This window comes from Mesorhizobium sp. M7A.F.Ca.US.007.01.2.1 (assembly GCF_003998165.1).
Lineage (GTDB): Bacteria > Pseudomonadota > Alphaproteobacteria > Rhizobiales > Rhizobiaceae > Mesorhizobium > Mesorhizobium ciceri.
This window is the reverse complement of record NZ_RZQP01000402.1, coordinates 1-2,940: the sequence shown is the minus strand read 5'-3', so window position 1 is coordinate 2,940 and position 2,940 is coordinate 1. Positions and strand designations below refer to the sequence as shown.

Annotated in this window: 3 protein-coding genes; 1 reads left to right on the top strand and 2 read right to left on the bottom strand. The window is 63.1% G+C overall.

The annotated features are described in order from the left end of the window. The first annotated feature begins 91 nt into the window (after positions 1-91). Positions 92-601 carry a CAP domain-containing protein gene (locus tag EN949_RS34310; protein WP_032899511.1) on the top strand — a complete coding sequence of 170 codons (510 nt, stop codon included), beginning with the start codon at positions 92-94 and terminating at the stop codon, positions 599-601. A 49-nt stretch (positions 602-650) separates the two neighbouring features. Here the strand turns inward: EN949_RS34310 and EN949_RS34305 are convergent, their stop codons facing one another. Together EN949_RS34305 and EN949_RS34300 are read right to left on the bottom strand one after the other, a co-directional pair. Further along, positions 651-2,183: a DHA2 family efflux MFS transporter permease subunit gene (locus EN949_RS34305; RefSeq protein WP_013532370.1), complete on the bottom strand. Its 1,533-nt coding sequence runs from the start codon at positions 2,181-2,183 to the stop codon at positions 651-653. Between the two features lie 305 nt (positions 2,184-2,488). Further along, positions 2,489-2,940, bottom strand: a 452-nt coding sequence (locus EN949_RS34300; RefSeq protein ID WP_164782648.1) for an HlyD family secretion protein, incomplete at its 5' end; no start/stop codon positions are given.

Here is a 2,940-nt window from a genome sequence, read left to right as displayed (position 1 = left end):
GCGTTGTACCGGCCAGCGTCAGTCTGTCGCCCCCTCTCCGATTTTCGCCGCCCTGCCCGGCAAAAGCCATGATCGCCATTATCTCAGGGGCATGACCATAGCGAAAATCGAAACCCACCCGATCCCGAAGCTGAACAGGCGCATGGTGCTGACCGGCCTCGCAGCCCTGGCGGGGCTCGCCGCCTGCAGCACCGTTTCACTGCCAACCGGTGAAGGCGCCGGGGTCTCCTCCTCCGCCACCAGCACGCTGGCCAGCATCCGCGCCTCGGCCGGGCTCGCGCCGCTGGTCCCCGACCGGCAGCTCGAACAGGCCGCCCTGCAGCAGGCAGGCTATATGGCGCAGCGCCGCCGCATGAGCCACACCACCGGCTGGGGCAAGGATTTCGCCTCGCGCGTCAGGGACAATCGAATTTCCGGTGCCGCGGCGGAGAACATCGCCGAGGGTCGTTTCGACCTCGAGAAGCTGTTCGACATCTGGGTGCATTCACCAGGCCATCGCCGCAACATGCTCGACCCGCGCTTCACACGCTTCGGCCTTGCCTATGTGCGCGACGGCAGCGACAGCAAGCTCCGTTACTGGAGCCTCGTGCTCGGAAAATAGGAAAACGTGCCGGTTCGGTGCGCCACACCCAAGACGATTTGATGGAAAGCTAGTCCATATGCGCCGCCGGCGCGCCGCCGGCTGGTGCCTGCTTCGGCTTGCGCAGCAGGAAAACAAACGGGATGGCAAGCAGTGTCATCACCATGAGTATTTTGAAGTCGTTGACGTAGGAGATCATCATGGCCTGGAGATTGACCATGCGATCGACCTGCGAGAGCGCCGTTGGATCGCCGCCTGCGGCCGCCGGCGAAACAGCCCACAGATTGGGGTTGAACGGATTGATGAAGGCCGAAAGCTCGGCATGGTTGATCTGCGTGTTGCGCACCATCAACACCGTCACGACCGACACGCCGATCGACGAGCCAAGATTGCGCACCAGGCTGAACAGAGCCGTGGCATCGGTGCGGAAGCGCACGTCAAGCGTGGCGAAGGCGACGGTCGACAACGGCACGAACACCATCCCCATGCCCAGGCCCTGGATGACGCCGGAGCTGATGATCAGCCAATTGTCCATCTGCGGGGTGAAGCTGGACATGGTGTAGAGCGACTGCGCGGTCAGCAGGAAGCCGATGACGACGAGGATCCTGGCGTCAATCCTGCTCATGAGCCGCCCGACGACGAGCATCGAGATCATGGTGCCGACGCCGCGTGGCCCCATGACGATGCCGATGGTGACGGTCGGATAGCCGAAGATGGTCGACAGCATCGGCGGCAGCAGCGACATGCTCGCCAGGATGAGCACACCCATGACGAAGATGAATGCGAGCCCGGTCACGAAATTGCGGTCGAGGAAGATCTTGGGATCGATGAAGGGGTGCTCGGCCGTCATGGTGTGAATGATGAACACCCAGAAGCCGGTGAGCGAAAGACCAAGTTCGATCCAGATCTCGACCGAGGAAAACCAGTCGACCTCGCCGCCGCGGTCGAGCAGCAGCTGAAGCGCGCCGACGCCGAGCGATATCATGGCGAAGCCGAAGAAATCGAAGCCGCGCACGCGCCGCGCGATAGCCGGCAAATAAGCGGCCATACCGAGAAAGGCGACGATGCCGACCGGCAGATTGATGAAGAACACCCAACGCCAGTTGAAATTCTCGGTCAGCCAGCCACCGAGTGTCGGGCCCAGAATCGGACCCAGCATGATGCCGGCGCCCCAGATGGCCATCGCCTGGCCATGGCGTTCCCTGGGATTGATGTCGAGCAGGAAGGTCTGCGACAGAGGCACGATCGCGGCGCCGAACACGCCTTGCATCAGCCGGAAGAACACCATGGTCTCCAGGCTCCAGGCGATGCCGCACAGCATCGAAAACACGGTGAAGCCGACCACCGCCGTCAGGAACAGTTCCTTGCGGCCGAAGCGATCGGCCAGCCAGCCGGTGACCGGCGTCATGATGGCGGCGGCAACGATGTAGGAGGTCAGCACCCAGTTGATGTTGTCAGGCGAGGCGCCGAGATCGCCGGTCATGGTCGGCAGCGCGACGTTGGCGATCGTCGTGTCGAGCGCCTGCATGATCGTCGCCAACATGAGCGCGACCGTGATCAGGCCGCGATGCGGCACTTCTTTGAAGGGTTCGGGCGTGCTCATGGCGTGGAACTTCCAGCAGGTAACAAAAACGTGTACAAGGGGTTTCCGGGCGGCAACGCCTTCGGTTGAGAGACCCTCGTCGCGGTGGGACGCGATTGTCGATGTGGGGGTTACATCGACTGAAAGTCTCTGATGAGCGGATGCCTGCCGCCCGGAAACATGAGGACCGACGGGTCCGCGTCGGAGATTTCAGATTCGGCCAGGCCGCACCGCGGCAGCACCCAAACGCTGATCCTTCCAGCTCCTCCCATCAGACCAATCCTGCTATTCACCTCTGCCGCTGGTCCTGCGGCATTCTGTTGACGTTACTGCGCGGCCTCGCCGGCCGTGGCGTGACCGAAGATCGAAGGCAGGCCACGCGCCACGCCGGTGTCGACGGTAACGGTGGCGCTCATGCCGGTGCGCAACGCCATCTTGGCGTCCGTATCGGTCAGTTCGAGACGAACCGGGATGCGCTGTGTGACCTTGACCCAGTTGCCGGTGGCATTCTGGGCCGGCAGCAGCGAGAACTCGGCTCCCGTGCCGGCGCCGATCGCCTTGACCGTCGCCTCGAAGGTGCGCCCCGGATAGGTGTCGACCACGATCTCGGCCTTCTGACCGGGCTTCATGTGGGTGAGCTGCGTTTCCTTGAAATTGGCATCGATCCAGGTGTCGCCGGTCTCGACCAGCGAAAACAGCGGCGTGCCGGAACCGACATATTGGCCGACCTTGAACGACGAGGCCTGGCTGACGATGCCGTCAGCCGGCGCCTTGACCG